Source organism: Luteolibacter ambystomatis (genome assembly GCF_018137965.1).
Classification (GTDB): Bacteria; Verrucomicrobiota; Verrucomicrobiia; order Verrucomicrobiales; family Akkermansiaceae; genus Luteolibacter; species Luteolibacter ambystomatis.
This window is the reverse complement of record NZ_CP073100.1, coordinates 3525668-3546180: the sequence shown is the minus strand read 5'-3', so window position 1 is coordinate 3546180 and position 20513 is coordinate 3525668. Positions and strand designations below refer to the sequence as shown.

Below are 20513 nucleotides of genomic sequence, written 5' to 3'. Positions count from 1 at the left end.
CCGCCACGCTAAGGCTGCGCTCCGGTGAATCGAGGATGGAATCCGGCAATTCATGTACAACCGGCTTGTACAGAAATGGAGCCACACACGAAAAAACGCGGGATGGCGAACCATCCCGCGTTGAGAGTTATGGGGAATCGGAATTCCCGATGAGTATGGAGGATCAGGCCTTCTTCTTGCCTTCGAAGTGCTCCTCGATCTCTTCCAAGGTCTTGCCCTTGGTTTCCGGGAGGAAGAATGCGGCGGCGATGAAATAGACGACCGTGAAGCCAGCGAAGCAGTAGAAGAGCGTGCCATAGCCATGCTTGCCGACCATTGGCAGGAACACCGCTGCGATGGTGGTGGAAACCGCCTGGTTCACCAGCAGGGCGATCGACATGCCATTGGAGCGGATGCGGGTCGGCATCAGTTCGGAAAGGGCGAGCCAGACGCAGACGCCCGGCCCGACGGCGAAGAACGCGATGAACACGTAGGTGAAGGAGGCGACGAGCCAGCCGTTGGAGGTGCTGGGGATCGGCGTCAGCAGCGCGTTCTCGATTTTCAAAGAAGCATGTTGCGAGCGATCGAGGCTGGCGAAGGGGTTCTTGAAGAACGCCTCGACGGAAGAACTCGGCAGACCGGCGAGCTTGCCGACGGACAGCGGCTTGGCGGCCTTGTCATCGGAGCGGACCACCGTGCTGGCGGAAGTGAAATCACCGACCGAGTAGATGATGTTCAGCGTGGCGCCGTTCTTGAACGGTTCGGTATCCTTGCCTGCTGCCGTGAGCAGTTCGACCACCTTTTCCTGGTTGAAGGCGATCTCGACGGTCTCGTCCTTCTTGGTGGTCTTCGAGCCGTCGGCATTCTCGACTTCCTTGTCGGTGGTCTTCACCAGGCGCTGGACGATCTCCTTGCAATCGACGCGCTGCTTTTCCGTGCGGCTGAAGAGGAAGCCGATGATGAGCAGCGAGACGATGATGCCGGAGCTGCCGAGGGTGAGGAGGAACTTGCGGCCCTTCTTGTCCACCAGGGCGAGCGCGCCCATGGTCATGAGGAAGTTCACCACCGTGAAGATCACATAGCCGAGGTGGGCCTGTTGGTCGTTCAGGCCGCCCTGGATGAGGATGGTGGAGTTGTATCCGATGATGGAGTTGACGCCGGTGGCCTGGTTGCAGGCGAGGATCACGCAGGCGAGAATGAAGGGGATGACATACTTGCGGCTGAGCAGGGAGTCTTTGAGCTTGGTGGCTCCGCTGGCGGACTTGGCCGCTTCGGCGTGCTCGCCCATTTCCTTGATTTCAAGCCGGGCCTGCTCCTCGCTGCGATCACGGAGGAGGGCCTTCAGGGCGGCATCGGTGCGGCCCTTTTTGAACGACCAGCGCGGGGATTCGGAGAGGAAGAACGCGCCGAGGGTGAAGAGGATACCGGGAAGAATCGATACCCAGAAAATGCTGCGCCATGCGAAATCCTTGGCGCTGAAGAGATCCTGGGCGCTCTTGGTGCCGCCTTCGATCGCCTGCTCGATGCCGTGGAGATGGAGGCTGAAGCCGTAGCCGATCACGGCCGCGGCCACGATGCCGAGGGTGAGCAGCCATTGGAAAATACCGGTGCCCTTGCCGCGGTTCGAGGCGTTCAGGCACTCCGCCAGATAGAGCGGGACCACCACGCCGATGAAGCCGGCGCTGACACCCTGCAGCAGGCGTCCGGCGATCAACGGGCCGAAACCATGGGCGAGGGCGATCATCGGGATGCTCACGATGAACATCACGCCGCTGGTGATCATCAGCGCCTTGCGTCCGAAGAGGTCGGAAAGGAAGCCGGCGAACAGGGTGGAGATCACGCTGCCGAGCAGCACCGCTGCGACGATGAGGGAAAGCTGGCCCGCGTTCAGGCCGGAAGTCGCTTCAAGATAGGGCAGCGCACCGGCAATGATGCCGACATCGATACCATAGAGCAGGCCTCCCAGGCCGGCGATGAGAAGAAGATAACGGCTGTAGGAACTGGCTTTGCCAGGAGGCGCTGGAGTAGTCATGGGGTCTTAAGGTTCGCCCGGGATGCTACGGGGAGATGGAGTCGCGACAATCCAGAAATTGTTGGACAATCCGCCCGGAAGTGCTGCGAGGCTGCGGGTCGGGCTTTCCTTTCTGCCGGAGATGTGCGAAAAATGGCCGTTCATGGACGCGCTGATCCATCATTTGGAACACAAGGAGGAGCTTTCCCCCCAGGAGGTGGAGGTGGCGGCGGATTTGCTGCTGGATACGACGGTGGCGGACGAGAAGAAGGCCCGGTTGCTGGAGGCGCTCTCCAACAAGGGCGAAACCGCGGCGGAGATCGCGGGTTTCGTGGAGGCCTTCCTGACCCATGCGGTGGATCCCCATGTGGGCTTGCTGGATCTTCCCGGCCCGACCATTGATGTCTGCGGCACCGGCGGCGACAAGCTGGACCTTTTCAATGTCTCGACCACCGCGATGTTCGTGGTGGCGGGCGCGGGCGGCATCGTGCTCAAGCACGGCAACCGCGGCATCACCTCGAAAAGCGGCGGTGCGGATGTGCTGGAGGCCCTGGGCATCCGCATCGACCTGCCCGCCGAGGGTTTCCGGAAGTGCTTGGAGGAGGCGGGCGTTGGATTCCTCTTCGCCCCCATGTATCATCCGGCCTTCAAGGCGGTGGCGGGCGTCCGCAAAATGCTCGCCGAGCGCGGAGTGCGCACGATTTTCAATGTGATCGGGCCGCTGATGAACCCCGCCCGGCCCCAGTGCCAGCTCACCGGCGTTTTCCAGCGGGAATGGTGCCCGGTATTCGCGGAAATCCTCCAACGTCTGGGTCGCGAGAGCGCCTGGGTGGTGCATGGAACGACCGGTGATGGCCGCTCGGTGGACGAGATGAGTCTCATGGGCTCCACCCGTATCTGCAAGGCGGGCACCTATCAGGATCTTGAGGACGAGGAAGTCCGTCCGCGGGACTTCGGCATGACTCATGCCGAAGTGGAGGATCTGAGGGGGGGGGACGCGGTGGCCAATGCTGCCATTCTCCAAGCGGTCCTCGATGGCAAGGAAACCGGTCCGAAACGCGACATGGTGCTCCTCAATGCCGGCACCGCGCTCGCCTGCTGCGGCCTCGCCGATGACATCGGCCAAGGCATCGAACTGGCGCGCGAGACGATCTCCAGCGGCGCGGCGCTCGACCGTCTGCGACGGCTGCAGAAAGCCGCGCGCTGATTGCCATATATCAGGAACTCCGGTTTGACCCTGCGGGGGCTTTTCCCGCACTCTGCGGCCATGCCCCTGCCGGAACCGGAGTCCCAGAACCTCTTGACCGTGGCGATCGTCGTCGCCGGATTGCTGTTGTTTTGCCTTTTCGTGCTGCTGCGGATCTCCTGGCGGCTGGCGCGGATCGAAAAAGGCCTCGGCGGGCAGCCCGAGGCCTCCCGCAGGTCGGAAAAGTCCGAAAAATCCGATTCCGGCGAGACTCCGGACATGAGCGGACCCTTCGGGAAATTCCTCAGCGAGCGTCCCGAACTGATCCAAGCGTCGAAGAGCGAGCAATTCGCCGCTTATCGGAAATGGCGCAAGGATCAGGGCCTCAACTGGGAAGGTCGTTAGAACCGGCAATCTAGCTGGAAATTTGTAACCGCAACAAGAAAAGGCGGACGATTTTCCTGTTTTTGGCATTGCCACGAAATCCTGTGACTGCATGCTCGCCGCCGCTCCGCGGCATCTACCGTGGTGACCTCGAATCCAGCTTGTGAAATTTTTCACAAGCGATCCGCCGACCCTTTCAACGACCCGCGCTCCCATGGCCAACTTCTTCCCTCGCTGGACGAACCTGCTCCCGTTCAAGATCGCGTTCTGCGTTCTCAGTCTCGGAGCCGGTGTCGGCCTCGCGTTCACCTATTACGCGACGCCGAAGACGCTCAACGTGGGATACCAGCCATCGCAGCCGATTCCGTTCTCCCACAAGATCCACGTGGACCAGGTCGGTCTGGATTGCCGTTACTGCCACTCCTTCGTGGATGTTTCAGGCCATTCGAACGTGCCGACCGGCAATACCTGCTGGAACTGCCACCAGCACGTCCAGAAGGACAGTCCGAAGCTGGCTCCGCTGCATCGCGAGATGGACGTCAACTATCCGGGTTACGACGGCAAGCCGATCCAGTGGGTCCGCATCCACAAGTCTCCGGACTACGTGTATTTCAACCACTCCGCCCACGTGAACCGCGGCATTTCCTGCCAGAGCTGCCACGGCCGCATCGATCAGATGGAAGTCGTCTATCAGGCGGAGAACCACTCGATGGGCTGGTGCCTCGAGTGCCACCGCGAGCCGGAGAAGAACCTCCGCCCCTTGGAGGAAGTCTTCAATCTCAAGTATGACGCCCATCAGGCCGTGGAAAAATACGGCAAGGAACTGGGCGTGACGACCACCGAGGAGCTTGGCCTCAAGCTCAAGGACAAGTGGCAGGTCAAACCGAAGACCTCCTGCGCCACCTGCCACCATTGATTTCCACCTACCAAGCTTTCCGAACGCCGACATGAGCAAGCGCATCTGGCAACATCCCGAAGTCCCCGCAGGAGAAAAGACCGTCTCCTGGCGCAGCGTGGAGCAACTCGAGGATACCCCCGCCTTCCGCCAATGGCTGACCCGCGAGTTCCCGCGTGGGGCCGCGGAAATGTCTGGAGAGGGTGACATGGAAACATCCCGCCGCTCCTTCCTGAAGCTGATGGGAGCGTCCACCGCGCTGGCCGGCTTCGGCATGGCGGCCTGCCGCCGCCCGGAAAGCTACATTGTTCCCTACGCCCAGGCTCCCGAGTGGATCATCCCGGGCAAGGCGCTCTACTACGCGTCCGCCATGCCCCGCAGTGGTGGTGCCACCCCGCTGGTGGTGACCACCTTCGAAGGGCGTCCGACCAAGGTTGCGCCGAACTCCCTCCATCCGGATGGTGATGGCACCGACGCCTTCGCCCAGGCTTCCGTTCTCGATCTCTATTCTCCGTCGCGCTCCCGCACTTTCGCGAAGAACGCGAAGAAGGCCACCAAAGCCGACTTCCAGGAAGCGCTGGCCGCTCTGGCCAAGGACAAGTCCGCCAAGATCGGTTTTGTTTTCGGCGCCGATGACTCGCCGACCCGCTCCGCGCTGGCCAGGAAACTGGCCGCCAAGTTCTCCGCCGCGAAGTTCTACAGCTACGAAGCGCTTTCCCCGGACGCCGGTATCGGCGCGGGTGTGACGCTCGTGCCGGACTTCTCCAAGGCCGATCGCATCGTCTCGCTCGACCACGACTTCGTGGGTGTCGACCAGAGCTTCCCGACCGCCGTTTTCTCCGACCGCCGCAAGCCGGAAGGCAAGGACTACAAGGGCAAGCCGGACGTTTCGAAAATGAACCGCCTCTACGTGGTGGAGGGCACCTACTCGCTCACCGGCGGTATGGCCGATCACCGCCTGCGCGTGGCTCCCAGCCAGATCGCCGCAGTGGCTTCCCAACTTGCCAGCGCCCTCCGTGCCGGTGGCTCCGCCAGCTCGGTGCTGGATGGCAAGCAGATGGAGTGGATCCTGAGGCTCGCCGAAGATCTCAAGGAAAACGCCGGCAAGTCCGTTGTTCTCGCTGGTCCGCGCCAGCCCGCCGTGGTTCACCAGATCGCCCTCGCGATCAACACCACCCTCGGCAACATCGGTGCGGGCAAGCCGCTCCAGGCTTGGCAGACCGAAGTCGCAGGCACCGGAACTCTCGCCGATCTCAAGAAGGACCTCGACGGCGGTGCCGTCGAAACCGTGATTTTCCTCACGCCGTCGAATCCGGTGTATGACGCCCCGGCGGATCTCGACTTCGCCGCTTCCGTGGCCAAGGCGAAAACCTCGATCCATCTCGGCACCCGCACGGATGCCACCGCGCACGCCGCTACTTGGCACGTGCCCGCCGCCCACTACCTCGAGCAGTGGTCGGACGCCCGCTCCGCCAATGGTGCCTACACCATCGTCCAGCCGATGATCCTCCCGCTCTATCCGGACTGCGTTTCGGAGTTGGAGCTGCTGATCGCCCTGCTGGATGACAATGGCAAGCTCGTCAATGGCGAGGGTGAGGCTGAAAAGGGCAAGGTCGCTCCGCCGTCCCCGGCTTACGATGCTGTCCGCGAAACCTTCGGTGCTCTGGGTGACAAGTCGGATGCCGCTTGGAAAAAGCTGCTTCGCGATGGCTTCCTCGCCGGTTCGAAGTATGCCACCGCCACGCCGAAGGCTGGTTCCGCCGCCGTTCAGGCCATCGCGGCTCCGACCGTGGGCGCGCTCGAAGTGGTCTTCGCCACCGACTCGTCCGTTTATGACGGCCGGTGGATCGACAACGGCTGGCTCCAGGAAGTCCCCGATCCGGTGACCAAGCTCGCTTGGGACAACGCCGCGCTGATTTCTCCGAAGACCGCCAAGGAACTCGGCATCTACGACGAGATCATCCAACTCGAAACCGAGCACGCCTCGGTCCATCCGGACGGCGAAAGCGGCCACCGCAAGGCTCCGCTCATCACCTTGACCGTAAACGGCAAGTCCGCGGATTTCCCGGTGCTTGTCGCCTTCGGCCAGGCCGAGAACACCATCGTGCTGCCGCTCGGCTACGGCCAGGGCTTCGACAAGGATGATGAGCTCGCCCGTGACACCGCCAAGTCCGGCCACGTTGGTCTCGTCGGCGTGAACCGTGGTTTCGATGCCTATCCGCTGCGCACCTCCGCCACTTCCTATTTCGCCACCGGTGCCACCATCGCCAAGACCGGCAAGCGTTACTCGCTCGCCGTTGGCCAGGAACACGCCGCCATGTATGGCCGCGCCCTCGCCCGCGAGATCTCGACCATGAAGGACGAGGAAAAGGGCTCGTTCGAAGAGCAGCTCGCCGGTGTGGCCAAGCAGGGCAATGACGCCCACGCGCCGCCGAACGTCTCCCTCTACAAGCAGGAAGGTTCCAGCACCTGGCACCCGGATACCGCCAACAAGGAGCCGCACAAGAACTTCAGCAACACCCTGCTCAGCGATGACCTCCACCAGTGGGGCATGGCGATCGACCTTTCCTCCTGCTCGGGTTGCAACGCCTGTGTGATCGCCTGCCAGGCCGAGAACAACATTCCGATCGTCGGCAAGGAGCAGCTGGCCAAGGGCCGCGAGATGCACTGGATCCGCATGGACCGCTACTTCGCGGTGGACAAGGACAACAGCTTCGACCCGGACAGCCCGGAACTTATTCCTCAGCCGGTCGCCTGCGTGCAGTGCGAAGCCGCTCCGTGCGAAACCGTCTGCCCGGTCAACGCCACCGTCCACACCGAGGACGGTCTCAATGCGATGGCCTACAACCGCTGCATCGGCACCCGCTATTGCGCGAATAACTGCCCGTACAAGGCCCGTCGCTTCAACTACTTCGACTACAACAAGCGCAACCCGCTGGTCGCCCACAACCTCTATCGCGGACCCTTCGGCGAGAAGACCGTCGGTGAAGCACCGCACCTCCAGCGCAATCCGAACGTCACCGTCCGCATGCGCGGCGTGATGGAAAAGTGCACCTACTGCGTGCAGCGCCTGAAGGATGCCAAGATCCGCCAGAAGGCCGGCCAGAAGGTCGAAACCTTCGCCTCGGGCAAGCCGTCCGTGGACGTGAAGGTCACCACCGAGACCCTCCGCATCCCGGTGGACTCCGTGAAGGTGGCCTGCCAGGACGCCTGCGCCTCCGGTGCCATCACCTTCGGCAACCTTCTCGACGGCGACAAGTCGGCGATGGTCCGCGCCAAGGGCATCCAGCGCAACTACGACCTGCTCAACTACATCGGCACCCGCCCGCGCACGAGCTACCTCGCCCGCGTCAAGAATCCGAATGACAAGATGCCGGACGCCAAGTTCGTCGGCAAGGCCACCATCCACATGGCCTGATCCTCCGCCCGTTCCATCTCCCACTTCCACGACTTAAACCATGGCCCACGCCACCACCCACGCCCCGGAGACCCGTCAGGGACCGAAAATCCCGGTGCTCGAGCGCGAGAAGCTCATCCTGAACGGCCGATCCTACCACTGGATCACCGACCGGATCTGCAGCGTCGTTGAGAACAAGCAGCCCGCCATCTGGTGGTTGCTGTTCATTCCGTCCGCGCTCATCGCCCTCATCGGCGTCGTCGGCGGCCTCTCGATCCTGGTTTCGACCGGTGTCGGCGTGTGGGGCATGACCAACACGGTGTTCTGGGGTTGGGACATCACCAACTTCGTGTTCTGGATCGGTATTGGCCACGCTGGCACGCTGATTTCGGCCATTCTTTTCCTGACGCGCCAGAACTGGCGAACGTCGATCAACCGCGCGGCGGAGGCCATGACGATCTTCGCCGTGTGTTGCGCCGGTATCTTCCCGGCCTTCCACGTCGGCCGCGTGTGGTTCGCGTGGTTCCTGGCACCGGTGCCGAACGCCAACGCGGTCTGGCAGAACTTCAAGTCGCCGCTGCTGTGGGACGTGTTCGCCGTTTCGACCTACTTCACGATCTCCCTGATCTTCTGGTACCTCGGCATGGTGCCGGACCTCGCCACCATCCGTGACCGGTGCAAGCCGGGCCTCCGCAAGCTCCTCTACGGGATCTTCTCCCTCGGCTGGCGCGGTGGCAACCGCCAGTGGAGCCATTACGAAATGGCCTACCTCCTGCTGGCCGCCCTCTCCACTCCGCTCGTGCTTTCCGTTCACTCCGTCGTGTCCTTCGACTTCGCCACCTCTGTCGTCCCCGGCTGGCACACCACGATCTTCCCGCCCTACTTCGTCGCGGGCGCCATCTTCGGTGGCTTCGCGATGGTGCTCACCATCATGATCCCGGCCCGCTACATCTACGGCCTCCAGGACATGATCACCATGAAGCACATCGACAACATGGCGAAGATCATCCTGATGACCGGCACCATCGTCGGTTACGCCTACCTGATGGAGCTCTTCGTCGCCTTCTACTCCGGCGCGATGTATGAGGCCGCGGCGTTCAAATACCGCCTGACCGGTCCCTTCTGGTGGGCCTATGTGGCGATGATGTCCTGCAACGTGCTCTCGCCGCAGATCTTCTGGTTCAAGTGGTGCCGCGAGAACCTCTGGGTCGTCATGGGCGTCTGCATGTGCGTGAACGTGGGCATGTGGTTCGAGCGCTTCGTGATCATCTGCACCACCCTGGCCCGCATGTTCCTGCCGGCCGACTGGGGTTACTACACCGCCAGCCCGGTGGAGATCATGCTCTTCCTCGGCACGATCGGCATGTTCCTCGCCCTCTTCCTGCTGTTCCTCCGCTTCCTGCCCTGCATCAACATCGCGGAAGTGAAGTGGACCCTGCTCGAGTCCGACCCGCACTTCGACGACCACCACGACCATCCCGACCATGGCGTGAAGCGTGAAGCCGCCTACCAGCACGAGCTGAAATCCGCCCACAAGGCCTGAACGCGAATCCCGACCTTCCTTAGCAAAACGTGAGCACGACCCGCAAACGCGTCTACGGCTACCTCGCCGAGTTCAAGAGCGCCTCCGCCCTGTACAAGGCCGCGGAAAAGGTGCGCGACGCCGGCTTCCGGAAATGGGATTGCTATTCCCCGTATCCGATCCACGGCCTCGACAAGGCGATGGGCATGAAGCGCTCGATCCTTCCTTGGTTCGTGTTCTTCGGCGGCATCACCGGCACCTGCACCGCCTTCACCCTGGCCTATTCCACCCAGGTCGTGATCTATCCGACCGTGGTGCAGGCGAAGCCCGCCAACATCTTCACGGTGCCGGCGTTCTTCCCGATCATGTTCGAGCTCACGATCCTGTTCTCGGGCTTCACTGTGCTGTTCGGCCTGCTGGCGCTCATGAAGCTGCCGCGCCTCAATCACCCGCTCTTCGCCAGCCGCCAGTTCCATCGCGCCACCGACGATGGCTTCTTCATCGCCGTCGAGGCGCGCGACGCCAAGTTCAGCCCGGAAGGCACCCGCTCGTTCCTCGAAAACATCGGCGGTGCCAGCATCGAACTCGTCGAGGAAGAGGAATCCTGAACCTTTTTAGCTCTTTCCCAGCATGCGCTACTTCTTCCTAGCCTACGCGATCATCGCGCTTCTCGTCGTCGGGATCTTCGGATTCCGCGGTCAGAAGTTCTCCAGCCCGCCGGTCCGCATCTTCCCGGACATGAAGGAGCAGGACAAGCTCCGTGCCCAGAAGCCCGATCCGTTCTTCGCCGATGGCCAGGGTGCCCGCAAGCCCGTGACCGGCACCCAGCCGCGCGGCTTCAACGAAGAAGGCGCGAAGGAAATCGGCGGCATCGCCGAGCCGGAATTCGGCGGCCAGACCGGCTACTACTACACCGGTCACTTCGATGACTTCTACGGTGCAGGCATGCCCGAGGAACTCGCCCTGACCGATGCCAATGCGGCCGCCTTCCTCCGCCGTGGCGAGGAGCGCTTCCAGATCTACTGCATGCCCTGCCACGGCAAGTCCGGTGACGGCCAGGGTGTCGCGGGCCAATACGGCATTCCCGGCATCGCCAACCTCCACATCCTCAAGTCCGACACCTATCCGGATGGCCGCCTTTTCGAGGTCATCACCAAGGGCAAGGGCAACATGAGCGGATACGGCTACAACATCTCCGTACGTGATCGCTGGGCCATCGTCGCCTACATCCGCGCCCTCCAGACCGCCAAGGAAGTTCCTTACGAGTCCGTCAAATCCGCTTTCGATGCCGCCAAAGCAGCGGGTCAGGTGAAGTAACGCAACGATCTTCCTCCGACTGAAATGTCCGACCACCACGTCACTTCCGCCGACATCCCCGTCAACGGCGAGCACCTCGATCCCGCGAAGGTCTCGAAGCTCAAGACCATCTGCCTCGCCATCATGGCTCTCGGCACGCTGGCCAGCTATGTCGTCTTCCTCATGGGGAACAACCCGAGCTTCCAAAAGATCGCCGGTATCTACTCCTACTCCTGGGTCTTCGCGGTCTTCTTTTTCTTCACCCTTTCCATCGGCGGTTGCTTCTGGACCCTGCTCCACAACGTGACCAACTCCGGCTGGGGCACCTCGGTCCGCCGCATCTTCGAGAACCTTGGTTCCACCCTGCCGTGGATGCTCATTTTTGCCGCGCCGCTCGCGCTTCCGCAGGTGCAGCACTACTTGTTCGAGTGGATGAACGAGCATCGTGCTGCCGTCGGGCCTTCCCGTGAGGAAGCGCTGCACCACACGAACCATCTGCTGGCCAACAAGTACTTCTACATGAACATCCCGTTCTGGTACGGCCGCTTCTTCTTCTACTTCGTCGGTCTCGGCGCGGTCATCATCGGCATGCGCAAGCTGTCCACCGACCAGGACAAGGACGATGCCCCCGGCACCTGGCGCCTGTTCAAGGCCCGCTTCCACTCCACCTACACCTTCATCATCTTCGCCATCACCATCACCTTCGCCGGCTTCGACTGGCTGATGGGGCAGGACTACACGTGGTTCTCCACCATGTGGGGCGTCTATCTCTTCGCCGGCTCCGCGCTCAACTCGATGGCCGTGATCATCCTCACCGCCGTTTGGTTGAAGAACAACGGCTACCTCAAGAACGTCGTCTCCGAGGAACACTTCCACGTGAAGGGCAAGCTGCTGTTCGCCTTCACCATCTTCTGGGCCTACGTCTCCTTCTCCCAGTACTTCCTCATCTGGTACGCGAACGTGACGGAAGAAACGAAGTACTTCCTCATCCGCAACACCGGCGGCTGGAACACCGGCATGATCTGCCTCGTCTTCGGCCACTTCGTGATTCCGTTCGTCGCCCTCCTCCAGTCCCGCTGGAAGCGTAATTGGAACATCCTCGCCTGGATCTCCATCTACACGCTGGTGATGCACGTGCTCGACCACTACCTCATCACCATCCCGGAGCGTGGCATCTCGCTCGGCAACATCGAGCCGACCGTCTTCGGCAAGATCCAGCCGACCATCCCGGGTGCCTTCGTCGGTGACATCATCGCCTTCGTCACCGTTGGCGCCGGTTTCCTGTTCTTCTATCTGCGCGCCATGGGGCAGCACGCCCTCTATCCGCACCGCGACCCGCGCATCCTCGAGTCCGCGAACATCTCGAACTGATCCCGCGAACGGAATTTCCAGCTTACTCCGCACATGTCTTCTACCCGCGACAATCCACTCGCCCGGTTCTCGGCTTTCGTCTGGGGCATCGGCACCTTCCTGCTCTTCGTGGTGGGTCTGGCCGTGATCTACCTCTTCAGCCGCGAGGATCCGGTTTCCCTTGAGGACTCCGCCGCCGCGAAGCGCTACGAAACCAAGGCCAAGGTCTTCGCCACCCAGGACTCCGCCGTTGGCTACAAGGAGATCGAAGCCGGCAAGAAGGTCCAGGTTCCGCCGCACGATGTCTTCGACCTCGTTGGCAAGCAGCTCGCTTCCACGAAAGCCGCCGCGACCAAGACGGTCGTTCCGGGCTCCAAGACCGAGGCAGATCAGGCTGCACTGCTCACAGTCGTCGACCCTGCGGTAGTCGACAAGATGGATCCGAAGGACGGCGACCCGATCGATCCCGCAGTCATGGAGGCCGGCAAGGCCCAGTATATCCTCTGCGCGGCTTGCCACGGCCAGAATGGCGAAGGCACTCCCGCCGGTCCGGCACACGCCGGTTCCGAGTGGATCACCGGTCCGCGTTCGAACCTGATCCGCATCCAGCTCCGGGGTCTTACCGGTCCGATCCATGTGAAGGGCGAGTTGTTCAGCACCATCCCGATGATGACTCCCCAGAATCTTCAGACCGATGAGCAGATCGCCCACGTGCTGACCTACGTTCGCAACAGCTTTGGCAACAAGGGCTCCGCCGTCTCTCCCGAGCAGGTGAAGGCCCTCCGCAGTGAAGTCGGCAAGCCGATGCTCACGGAAGCCGACCTGATCAAGCCCTGACGTTTTCCCGCCGAGAACTCCGCCCAATTTTCCCGCGATGTCCCAAGACACTACCAACACCCCGGACAAGGACGCGATCTTGCGCGCCTCGATCGACCGCTCGCTGCGCCATCCGGTGATGTTCTTCTTCACCAGCGCCGCCGCCTGGCTGGCTGTTTCGATCCTGCTCGGCCTGATTTCCTCGATCAAGATCCACAGCCCCGGCTTCCTCAGCTGCGCCGGTTGGCTCACCTACGGTCGTGTCTTCCCGTCCCACATCAATACACTGATCTACGGTTGGGGTGCCCAGGCCGCCTTCGGCACGATCATCTGGCTGATGTCGCGCCTTTCCCGTCAGCAGTGCCGTGCCGCCGGGCTCATCCTGACCGCCGGTCACGTTTGGAACTTCACCGTGCTTTGCGGCACCGTCGGCATCCTCGCCGGGTTCGGTACCGGCATGCCGTGGATGGAATTCCCCGCCTTTGCCTGGCCGGTGCTCTTCATCACCTACACCGCCATCTGCGTGTGGTCGCTGGTCCAGTTCAAGGTGCGCCCGGAGGGCCACACCTATGTCTCCCAGTGGTACGTGCTCGCCGCCATGGTCTGGTTCCCGTGGGTTTTCCTCACCGCGAATGTGATCCTGCACTGCATGCCGGGTCATCCGGTGATGGCTGCTGGCGTCAATGCCTGGTACCGCTCCGCGCTGCTGCTTCTCTTCTTCGTGCCGGTCGGCACCGGTGCCGCCTACTACCTGATCCCGAAGGTCACCGGCCGCCCGGTCATGAGCTACACGCTCGCCAAGATCGGCTTCTGGTCGCTCGCGATCATCGCACCTTGGGCTGGCATGCAGAAGCTCGCGGGCGCTCCGCTTCCCTACTTCCTGCCGTATCTCGGTGCGGCCGCCACCATCCTCTGCGCGATCCCGTCCTTCGCGAACGCCTTCAACCTGATCTCCACCGCCGCCCGCTCCGGTGAAACCGTCGTCCACAGCCCGACTCTCCGCTTCACCCTCGGCGGCCTGATCGGCCTCGCGACGTTCGGTGTCGCCTGCGTGATCCTCAACCTGAACTCCACGCTGCCGCTCAGCCAGTTCACCCTTTCCGGCTATGGCTTCGATCTTCTCGGCATCTACGGCTTCTTCAGCATGGTGATGTTCGGTGCGATCTACTTCATTGTTCCGCGCATCACCCGCCGCGAGTGGTTGTCCCGCCGCCTCATCAAGTGGCACTTCCTGTTCTCCTCCTACGGTCTTGCGATCGTGGTGCTCGTCGCCCTCTTTGGCGGCCTGATGCAGGGTGTCGGCCAGGAGGAATTCCGCAGCAACTGGCAGTTCGTCGCCGAGCGCGCTTTCCCGTACGCCATTTTCATGACGTTCGCGTGGATCGGGATCCTGCTCTCGAACATCTGGTTCTTCCTGCACCTCACGCTGATGTGGCTCCGCCTCGGCCGCCGCTCCTCGCACCCGACCCTGCTTCTCGACGGCCATCACGGCAGCCCGCACGGTCCCGAGGGTGATATCGACAACGCCGGCCCCGGCCACGCCTCCGCCGCCCACTGATTTCCGTTTCGGATTCCCGACCTCGAAGTTCGAAATTCCCCATCTTCCATGACCTTCCGCTCATTCGTCCTCGGCCTTTCCGCCAGCTTCGGCATTGCCTGGCTGTTCGTGGTTGTCGTCCCGTTCTTCAAGATGCGTGACCTCCAGCCGGTCACCTTCAAGGAGGGCCTCGACACCAAGGAGGGCAACTACTTCCCGAAGCGTTCCGGACGCGTGGCCAATGGCGCGGCGGTTTATGCCGAGAACGGTTGCTACCTCTGCCACACCCAGGTCGTCCGTCCGACCTACGCTGGCAATGACCTTTACCGCGCCGATTGGGGTGGTCTGAAGGACAATGGCGAAGGGGTCGACACCCGCCGTGAAACCAACGCCTTCGATTTCCAATACGAGAAGTTCGCCCAGATCGGCGTGACCCGCTTCGGTCCGGATCTTTCGAACCTCGGCCGCCGCGTGGAAACCAACTACGCCAAGGGCTCCGACCCGGCCGCCTGGCTCTATGCCCACCTTTACAATCCGCGCGCCGCCGTGGATCGCCGCCAGTCCGCCTGCCCGTCCTTCCGCTACCTCTTTGAAGAGCGCAAGGTGCAGGGTGCCCCGTCCAATGAGGCGCTGCCGTTCCCGGCTTCCAAGGAAGGTGAGGAAATCGTCCCGACTTCCGCAGCCAAGGAGCTCGTCTCCTACCTGCTGTCCCTCAAGAAGGACGATGTCGTCCCCGCTTCCATGAACTTCTCGCCGAAGAAGGGCGAGAAGAAGTAACCGCCGGCCGCTCATCCCTCCCAGCCTATTTCCGACATGTCCGATCCCAATCAGAAGCCCGATCTCGAGGAATCGATCAATGTGACCGAGACGCACGGTCGCATCGCCCGCCAGATCGCTGCGGCCGCCCGCGAGAACAAGCTCGGCGAGAACGGCAACCACCCGATCGCGCCTTGGTTCATCTTCATCCTCGTGCTCGTCGGCCTCGCCGCCGGGGCCGTCCTGAACAACAGCGGCAAGCTGTTCGCCTACGACCACACCTTCCGCGAGGGCTACGTCCGTGCTCCGGAACCGGGTGGTGGTGACGACAAACTTCCGCCGGTGCCGCTCGTCAAGGCGCTGTCCGCGAAGGGCTCGAAGATCTACTCCGCCAAATGCAACGGCTGCCACGGTGCAGACGCCCGTGGTGACGGTGCCAACTACCCGTCGCTCTCCGGTTCCACCTGGGTGACCGGCCATACCGAACGCTTCGCGATGATCATCCTCAATGGTCTCCATGGCCCGACCAGTACCGGCAAGGTGTACAGCGCCGCAGGCATGCCTGCGCAGGGCGGTGGCATGACTCCGGAAGATCTCGCCGGCATCCTCACCTTCCTCCGCAACGACAAGGGCAACTCCGTGGGCGACGTCGTCACCCCCGAGATGGCCAAGGCGGCGATGGATATTTCCGCCAAGCGTGCCAAGGCCGGTCAGCAGACCGATGCCGACGAACTCAAGGCCGAGCACGACAAGGACCTCCCCGGCGAAAAAGCCGACGCCAACACCCTGGTTGATCCAGCCACCCTTCTTCCGGCCGCGGCCAAGTAAGGAAACCCCGTACCTTTGCCATCACGCATGAGCGCTCACGCACACACCGAAGATCACGCCCACCACGGTCACGACGACCACCACCACAATCCGGGCTTCTTCAGCAAATACGTCTTCTCGACCGACCACAAGATGATCGGTCTCCAGTACGGTCTGACCGCGATGGCGTTCCTCGCCTTCGGGTTCTACCTGATGATGATGATGCGCTGGAGCATCGCCTACCCGCACCGCCCGCTGCCGGAGTGGATGGGCTTCCTGTTCAATGACACCTGGAAGGGCCGCTGGCTCCAGGATGGCAAGATCACCGGTGAGACCTACAACATGTTCGGCGCCATGCACGGCACCATCATGGTGTTCCTCGGCATCGTGCCGCTCGGCTTCGGTGCTTTCGGCAACTACGTCACCCCGCTCCAGATCGGCGCGCCGGACATGGCGTTCCCGAAGCTGAACATGGCCTCCTACTGGCTCTACCTGCTTGGTGGTCTGGTGATGTGCGCCTCCTTCTTCATGGAGTCCGGTGCCGCCAAGTCCGGTTGGACGAACTACTCGCCGCTTGCCGGTTTCGCGGACGGCCAGATCGTCAACCAGTGGCTCGCGGGCCAGACCCAGTGGCTGGTCGGCCTCGTGCTGCTCATCTCTTCCTCGCTGCTTGGGTCGGTGAACTTCATCACCACCATCATCAACCTGCGCGCCCGCGGCATGACCTGGATGCGTCTGCCGTTCTTCGTATGGGCGATGCTCGTCACGGGCTTCCTGCTCCTGCTGGCCTTCCCGCCGCTTGAAGCCGCCGGCATCATGCAGCTCATGGACCGTGTGGCCCACTCGTCCTTCTTCATGCCCACCGGTCTCTACACCAAGACCGAAGGCCTCGCCGAGCTCTCCGGTGGCGGTTCGCCGCTGCTGTTCCAGCACCTCTTCTGGTTCCTCGGTCACCCGGAGGTGTACGTGCTCCTGCTTCCCGCCATCGCCTGCGTCGCAGAAATCATCCCGGTCTATACCCGCAAGCCGCTGTGGGGCTACAAGTCGATGGTTTACGGCGTGCTCGTCCTCGGCTTCCTGTCCTTCGTCGTGTGGGCCCACCACATGTATCTCACCGGCATGGGTGCCGCGGTGTCCACCTGGTTCCAGACCACCACGGTTTTGATCTCGGTGCCGTCGGTGATTCTTCTCACCGCCATGATCATCTCGCTGTGGGGTGGTTCGATCCGCTTCCAGCCTGCCATGATGTGGGCCTGCGCCTTCCTGCCGATGTTCGGTATCGGTGGTCTGACCGGTCTGCCGCTGGCCTTCAACCTGGCCGACCTGCACCTGCACGACACCTACTACGTGATCGGCCACTTCCACTACGTGGTGGCTCCCGGCATTCTCTTCGGCCTCTTCGCCGGTGTGTATCACTGGTATCCGAAGATCACCGGCCGCTACATGAGCCGCACGCTTTCGCACCTGCACTTCTGGCCCAGCCTGGTGTGCATGAACGTCATCTTCTTCCCGATGCTCGTGCAGGGCATGGCTGGCTTCCACCGCCGCTGGTACAACGGTGGTGACGCCTACCTCGACCGCACCAAGGAGCTTACCAACGTTTTCGGCAAGACCGTTGTCCAGCACATCGACCTGAACATCCTCATGTCCTACGGTGCATGGATTCTGGCCATCGCCCAGGTTCCCTTCCTCCTCAACCTCTTCGGCGCGAAGTTCTTCGGCCGCAAGGTCGAGAGCGACAACCCATGGCACGCCACCACCCTCGAGTGGGCGACCCCGACTCCTCCGGGACATGGCAACTTCGAGTTCGAACCGGCGATCTACCGCGGCCCGTATGAGTACAGCCGTCCGGATCACGATGAGGACTACCTCCCGCAGTGGACCGAGCCGAAGCGCCCGGAAACGGAAACCGCGCCGGCCAAGAGCACCCCGGCCCATCACTGATCCACCGCCCGTCATCCCACTTCCCACGTTTCACGCGAAATGGAAATCCCATACGTCGTCACTCCCCGCAAGGACACGGGCCTTATCAACTCGAAGATCGCCATCTGGCTGTTCCTCGCGTCCGAAGTCATGTTGTTCGGCGGCTTCTTCTCCGCCTACGTTTTCCTGCGCATCGGCGCGGACTATCCGTGGCCGGAGCGCGCCCTTCCCGTCATCCCGGGTCTGGTGAATACCTTCGTGCTCATCGCCTCCTCCGTGACGGTGGTGTTCGCCTGGGCCTCGCTGAAGCTCCGCCAGTGGGGCCGCTTCCAGGCCTACATGGGCTTCACCATTCTCTGCGCGTGCGTGTTCATGGTGCTCAAGGGCATCGAGTACAACGTGAAGTTCCACCACCAGGCGCTCCGCATGACGGACGGCGCGGTCGTGGAAGGCCACCTCGGCAGCGAGCTCAAGGAAGGCGTCGATCCGCACGGCAAGATCAAGGAAGAGGACTACGCTCTCGACCACCACGGCAACAAGATCGAGGAAGACCGCATCTTCGTGGACGCCACCAGCCTGACCTTCAGCTCGCTCCGCTACCACAAGGACTGGGTCGAGGAGATTCTCAAGGAAGCCTCGTCCAAGAACGCGAAGGTCACACTGGCCTCCGAGGTCAAGCTGGACATCGAGAAGAACGGCAAGATCGAAAAGGGCGGCAAGGTGTTCGCCGCTGGCACGCCGCTCACGGTGGAGATTCTTGCGGAAGCCGCCGAGCTCCACAAGGAAGCCCGAGCCCACAACGGCAAGGTCCGCACCCAGGTGCTCCGCGATGCGTGGGATGAAGCCCACACCCAGTATCCCCACAAGGCGGACTGGGAGATTTCCGACAAGGTCGCCATCGATCCGGTCAAACTGGAAGGCAAGCTGGCCACCGAAGTGCCGAGCCTCGCGTTCAAGGTCGAGCCCGCCGTCAAGCTGGAGTTCAAGCCGCGCGACGTGAAGGAAGGCCCGACCCAGAGCCGCCTGCGCGACGATACCGTGGTCGAAGGCAAGCTTCTTGAAAGCCCGATGAAGTTCCACTACGTGGACGCCATCGACTTCCGCTACCTCGCCCTCAAGGCGAAAGAGAAGGGCATTGATCCCGCCGTTGCCGTCGAGAAATCCTGGATCCTGGCGAACAGCCACGAGATCAAGGACGCCTGGGAATGGCACAAGGGCCAGATCGCCGAGCTTCAGAAATATCTCACCGAAAAGTACGGCCTCGACAAGAACGGCAATCCGAAGCGTGAGCCGACCTTCACCGAACGCTACCGTATCGAGTGGAAGGACTTCGCCGCGAAGGCCGAGGGCAAGCCTCGCACCGAGCGTGAGAGCATGCCGAGCTTCGCCGAGCAGATCAAGGGGCCGGACTACGAGGCCCGCGAGGAAAAACACACCTTCCCGCACCTTGAGGTTCCCCGCGAGCAGGTCGCCTTCTCCTCGAAGTTCGCACCCGCTTGGAGCACCTACTACGCCATCTACTTCACGATGACCGGTCTCCACGGCCTCCACGTCATCGGTGGCGCGCTGGTGCTGGCCTACTACCTGTTCTTCGGAAAGAAGATGTATCTCAGCAATCCCGAGTGGCTCGCCAACCGGGTGGAAGTCGGCGGCCTGTTCTGGCACTTCGTCGACCTTGTCTGGATCTTCCTCTTCCCGCTGCTTTACCTCATGTAAGGTGCTCCAGTTCCTTTCCTGCAAATTTCTGACTCCGGAATCCCATGGCTGATTCTCCCGAAGACATCAAAAAGAAGACCAAGACCTACCTGCTTGTCGGTGGCGTCCTGTTCATTGGCACCGTTCTGACCTACCTGGTGGCCACCCAGGAGTTCCTCGATTTCGGCAAGCACGGCTTCGACCGTGACGACTGCCTGATCGGTTTCGCCATCGCCTCGGTGAAAGCCACGCTGGTTGCCGCCATCTTCATGCACCTCAATCATGAGAAGAAGGCCGTCTATTGGATCTTCTTCGGCAGCTTCATCACCGCCGCCTCGCTGGCCGGTCTGACCGCCCTCGCGTATTTCAGCCCCATCCACGACAAGTTCTTCCCCGGCGCCAAGCCCGGCTACGAAGGACAGGCCGAGTGATTTTCCCTGTTTCGAAACCGGCCGTCCGGCCCTAGAATCCATCACCATGTCCCTCCGAGCCTTCCACATCGTCTTCGTCACCGTCTGCACCCTGCTGTTCGGTTTCATTGCCGCCTGGGGGCTCCTGTTCGCCCACGACCGCACGTCGCTGGTGACCGCCTTGGGCGTGGTGGGGGTGCTCGGTCTGATCGGCATGCCGATCTACGGCGTCTGTTTTTATCGCAAGGCGAAGAAGCTCGTCCTCTGAACCCATCTCCCGAACCCCTTACTCCCGCTGCCATGTCACTCATCGCGTGTGCAACCTGCCAGGTCAATATGGCCCAAGGTGGTGGCGATGCCGCCGGATGGTCGATCTTCTTCCTGTTGGTCGTCATCCTCGTGGTGCTTGGCGGAGTGGTCGCGGTGATGGCCCGCTTGGTCCGCCGCGAGGCCGCCGGGCTCGACCCGAGCTTGCGTGACGATGTCCCCTATAACCGGGACGACGACTGATTCCCTCTTCCCAAACCGCACTCCGATTTCCCTCTCAGC

At 62.2% G+C, this 20513-nt stretch carries 18 protein-coding genes and 1 pseudogene; 18 read left to right on the top strand and 1 reads right to left on the bottom strand.

Going from position 1 to position 20513, the window contains the following annotated elements:
• Positions 1–163: 163 nt before the first annotated feature.
• The gene (locus KBB96_RS13440) at positions 164–2011 is read right to left on the bottom strand and encodes an MFS transporter (protein ID WP_211629961.1); all 1848 of its coding nucleotides are present in this window, start codon (positions 2009–2011) and stop codon (positions 164–166) included.
• 142 nt (positions 2012–2153) lie between these two features.
• On the opposite strand from KBB96_RS13440, the gene trpD reads away from it, so the two are divergent.
• The 18 genes and pseudogenes from trpD (at position 2154) to KBB96_RS13355 (ending at position 20474) form a co-directional block, all read left to right on the top strand.
• Positions 2154–3197: an anthranilate phosphoribosyltransferase gene (gene trpD / locus KBB96_RS13435; RefSeq protein ID WP_211629960.1), complete on the top strand. Its 1044-nt coding sequence runs from the start codon at positions 2154–2156 to the stop codon at positions 3195–3197.
• 60 nt (positions 3198–3257) lie between these two features.
• Positions 3258–3581: a hypothetical protein gene (locus KBB96_RS13430; protein ID WP_211629959.1), complete on the top strand. Its 324-nt coding sequence runs from the start codon at positions 3258–3260 to the stop codon at positions 3579–3581.
• A 193-nt stretch (positions 3582–3774) separates the two neighbouring features.
• On the top strand, positions 3775–4476 hold the full coding sequence (locus KBB96_RS13425) for a cytochrome c3 family protein (protein ID WP_211629958.1): 702 nt from the start codon (positions 3775–3777) through the stop codon (positions 4474–4476).
• A 31-nt stretch (positions 4477–4507) separates the two neighbouring features.
• A pseudogene (locus KBB96_RS21340) lies at positions 4508–4681 on the top strand (TAT-variant-translocated molybdopterin oxidoreductase); the annotation flags it as partial.
• A gap of 669 nt (positions 4682–5350) precedes the next feature.
• Positions 5351–7873: a 4Fe-4S dicluster domain-containing protein gene (locus KBB96_RS13420; protein ID WP_386780352.1), complete on the top strand. Its 2523-nt coding sequence runs from the start codon at positions 5351–5353 to the stop codon at positions 7871–7873.
• Positions 7874–7913: 40 nt separating this feature from the next.
• Entirely contained in the window at positions 7914–9395 is a 1482-nt protein-coding gene (gene nrfD, locus KBB96_RS13415) for an NrfD/PsrC family molybdoenzyme membrane anchor subunit (protein ID WP_211629956.1), read from the top strand.
• A 29-nt stretch (positions 9396–9424) separates the two neighbouring features.
• Positions 9425–9982: a DUF3341 domain-containing protein gene (locus KBB96_RS13410; protein ID WP_211629955.1), complete on the top strand. Its 558-nt coding sequence runs from the start codon at positions 9425–9427 to the stop codon at positions 9980–9982.
• Positions 9983–10004: 22 nt separating this feature from the next.
• A complete protein-coding gene (locus KBB96_RS13405) occupies positions 10005–10691 on the top strand; it encodes a c-type cytochrome (RefSeq protein WP_211629954.1) in 687 nt (228 codons plus the stop codon).
• 24 nt (positions 10692–10715) lie between these two features.
• Positions 10716–12041, top strand: a complete 1326-nt coding sequence (locus KBB96_RS13400; RefSeq protein WP_211629953.1) for a hypothetical protein — start codon at positions 10716–10718, stop codon at positions 12039–12041.
• Positions 12042–12074: 33 nt separating this feature from the next.
• Positions 12075–12857: a c-type cytochrome gene (locus tag KBB96_RS13395; protein WP_211629952.1), complete on the top strand. Its 783-nt coding sequence runs from the start codon at positions 12075–12077 to the stop codon at positions 12855–12857.
• A 37-nt stretch (positions 12858–12894) separates the two neighbouring features.
• Positions 12895–14394 (top strand): cbb3-type cytochrome c oxidase subunit I, encoded by a 1500-nt coding sequence (locus KBB96_RS13390; RefSeq protein WP_211629951.1) that lies wholly within the window; start codon positions 12895–12897, stop codon positions 14392–14394.
• Between the two features lie 48 nt (positions 14395–14442).
• Positions 14443–15150, top strand: coding sequence for a cbb3-type cytochrome c oxidase subunit II (locus tag KBB96_RS13385; RefSeq protein ID WP_211629950.1), 708 nt, complete (start codon positions 14443–14445; stop codon positions 15148–15150).
• 36 nt (positions 15151–15186) lie between these two features.
• Complete coding sequence (locus KBB96_RS13380) at positions 15187–15957, top strand: c-type cytochrome (RefSeq protein ID WP_211629949.1); 771 nt, start codon at positions 15187–15189, stop codon at positions 15955–15957.
• A gap of 27 nt (positions 15958–15984) precedes the next feature.
• Positions 15985–17880, top strand: coding sequence for a cytochrome c oxidase subunit I (locus KBB96_RS13375; protein WP_211629948.1), 1896 nt, complete (start codon positions 15985–15987; stop codon positions 17878–17880).
• A gap of 39 nt (positions 17881–17919) precedes the next feature.
• The gene (locus KBB96_RS13370) at positions 17920–19575 is read left to right on the top strand and encodes a cytochrome c oxidase subunit 3 (RefSeq protein ID WP_211629947.1); all 1656 of its coding nucleotides are present in this window, start codon (positions 17920–17922) and stop codon (positions 19573–19575) included.
• Positions 19576–19619: 44 nt separating this feature from the next.
• A complete protein-coding gene (locus KBB96_RS13365) occupies positions 19620–19985 on the top strand; it encodes a cytochrome C oxidase subunit IV family protein (protein WP_211629946.1) in 366 nt (121 codons plus the stop codon).
• Between the two features lie 46 nt (positions 19986–20031).
• Entirely contained in the window at positions 20032–20232 is a 201-nt protein-coding gene (locus KBB96_RS13360; protein ID WP_211629945.1) for a hypothetical protein, read from the top strand.
• Between the two features lie 32 nt (positions 20233–20264).
• Entirely contained in the window at positions 20265–20474 is a 210-nt protein-coding gene (locus KBB96_RS13355) for a hypothetical protein (RefSeq protein WP_211629944.1), read from the top strand.
• The last annotated feature ends 39 nt before the right edge of the window (positions 20475–20513 follow it).

What these genes read in the sequence shown, in the direction of transcription:
- KBB96_RS13420 (WP_386780352.1), top strand. Translation starts at nt 5,351, where the DNA reads ATGAACCGCCTCTACGTGGTGGAGGGCACCTACTCGCTCACCGGCGGT.
- KBB96_RS13400 (WP_211629953.1), top strand. Translation starts at nt 10,716, where the DNA reads ATGTCCGACCACCACGTCACTTCCGCCGACATCCCCGTCAACGGCGAG.
- KBB96_RS13380 (WP_211629949.1), top strand. Translation starts at nt 15,187, where the DNA reads ATGTCCGATCCCAATCAGAAGCCCGATCTCGAGGAATCGATCAATGTG.
- KBB96_RS13425 (WP_211629958.1), top strand. Translation starts at nt 3,775, where the DNA reads ATGGCCAACTTCTTCCCTCGCTGGACGAACCTGCTCCCGTTCAAGATC.
- KBB96_RS13440 (WP_211629961.1), bottom strand. Translation starts at nt 2,011, where the DNA reads ATGACTACTCCAGCGCCTCCTGGCAAAGCCAGTTCCTACAGCCGTTAT.
- KBB96_RS13385 (WP_211629950.1), top strand. Translation starts at nt 14,443, where the DNA reads ATGACCTTCCGCTCATTCGTCCTCGGCCTTTCCGCCAGCTTCGGCATT.
- KBB96_RS13405 (WP_211629954.1), top strand. Translation starts at nt 10,005, where the DNA reads ATGCGCTACTTCTTCCTAGCCTACGCGATCATCGCGCTTCTCGTCGTC.
- KBB96_RS13375 (WP_211629948.1), top strand. Translation starts at nt 15,985, where the DNA reads ATGAGCGCTCACGCACACACCGAAGATCACGCCCACCACGGTCACGAC.
- nrfD (WP_211629956.1), top strand. Translation starts at nt 7,914, where the DNA reads ATGGCCCACGCCACCACCCACGCCCCGGAGACCCGTCAGGGACCGAAA.
- KBB96_RS13430 (WP_211629959.1), top strand. Translation starts at nt 3,258, where the DNA reads ATGCCCCTGCCGGAACCGGAGTCCCAGAACCTCTTGACCGTGGCGATC.
- KBB96_RS13360 (WP_211629945.1), top strand. Translation starts at nt 20,032, where the DNA reads ATGTCCCTCCGAGCCTTCCACATCGTCTTCGTCACCGTCTGCACCCTG.
- KBB96_RS13390 (WP_211629951.1), top strand. Translation starts at nt 12,895, where the DNA reads ATGTCCCAAGACACTACCAACACCCCGGACAAGGACGCGATCTTGCGC.
- KBB96_RS13365 (WP_211629946.1), top strand. Translation starts at nt 19,620, where the DNA reads ATGGCTGATTCTCCCGAAGACATCAAAAAGAAGACCAAGACCTACCTG.
- KBB96_RS13395 (WP_211629952.1), top strand. Translation starts at nt 12,075, where the DNA reads ATGTCTTCTACCCGCGACAATCCACTCGCCCGGTTCTCGGCTTTCGTC.
- KBB96_RS13370 (WP_211629947.1), top strand. Translation starts at nt 17,920, where the DNA reads ATGGAAATCCCATACGTCGTCACTCCCCGCAAGGACACGGGCCTTATC.
- KBB96_RS13355 (WP_211629944.1), top strand. Translation starts at nt 20,265, where the DNA reads ATGTCACTCATCGCGTGTGCAACCTGCCAGGTCAATATGGCCCAAGGT.
- trpD (WP_211629960.1), top strand. Translation starts at nt 2,154, where the DNA reads ATGGACGCGCTGATCCATCATTTGGAACACAAGGAGGAGCTTTCCCCC.